This window comes from Nocardiopsis trehalosi NBRC 14201, from assembly GCF_001552555.1.
Classification (GTDB): Bacteria; Actinomycetota; Actinomycetes; order Streptosporangiales; family Streptosporangiaceae; genus Nocardiopsis_B; species Nocardiopsis_B trehalosi.
Window position 1 is genome coordinate 1 of record NZ_BCRK01000362.1, and the last position, 962, is coordinate 962.

At 70.9% G+C, this 962-nt stretch carries 1 protein-coding gene; it reads right to left on the reverse strand.

What is annotated here, in order from left to right; all coding sequences use genetic code 11:
* Positions 1–3: 3 nt before the first annotated feature.
* Positions 4–897, reverse strand: a complete 894-nt coding sequence (locus tag NT8_RS28150) for a hypothetical protein (RefSeq protein WP_084469353.1) — start codon at positions 895–897, stop codon at positions 4–6.
* Positions 898–962: the final 65 nt, after the last annotated feature.

Sequence of the window (962 nt, forward strand, 5' to 3'; positions counted from 1 at the left end):
TGGTCAGTGGTCGTAGGCGATCAATGACCGCTTGACCGGGGCGCCGATCTGCCAGTTGTGCCAGATCGCCGCGTTCAGCGCGCAGACCCGCTGGCACACCCGCGCCCACAGCCCCTCGGTGGTGCGCGCGCCGTGGCGCTCCAGGCCGAGCTGGCTCTTCAAGGTCCAGATGACCGCTTCGATGCGCTGGCGCAGCCAGCCCGGGAACAGGCCGGGGTCGTCCTCGTCGCGGCGGGCCGGACGGATCAGCCGATGCCCCAGAGCGGCCATGGCCGCCTCGGCACCCGCCCCGGCGAACCCCTTGTCGCCCACGATCGGGCACGGCCACGGAGCGCATCGCTGCGCGTGGAGCAGGTGCAGGGCCTGCTTGCGCTCGTCCAGCTCCTTGGGGTGGGCCAGGGAGAACGCGCATACCGCACCGTCGGCGGTCGTGATCAGCAGGAGCTTGGCGCCCCAGTAGAAGCGGTGGTGGGAGGCGTCGCGCCCGTAGCCGGCGATCTCGCCCAGGTCCGAGCGCTCCACCGTGGTGCGCGAGGCGCCGCACGGCAGCGGGGTGCCGTCCATCAGCCTGAGCTTCTCCTGGTAGGTGGGGATCGCCCTGGCCAGCCCCATGGCGACGGCGAAGAGCACCGGGGCCAGGGCGCGGATGTGCCGGTTGTATTCGGACTGGCCGGGCAGGCGCGGGAACAGGTGCCCGATCCGGTGGGGGGCGGTGCGCATCCAGTGGTGCTCGGAGTCGCAGCGCAGCAGGACCTGGGCTGCGGCCACGCACACGAGTTCGGCGTCGGTGAGCAGCCGGGCCGGGCCGCGCCGTCGGGGTTGTTCGCGTGAGGGCAGGACGTGGTCGTCGAGATGGACGTAGAGTGCGGTGAGAAGGGCGTCCAGGTTGTTGGTCACACATCGATCGTGGGCGCCCTTCGCCATGCCCGCAGGCATCTCAGCAAACTCCCATCAACGATCTA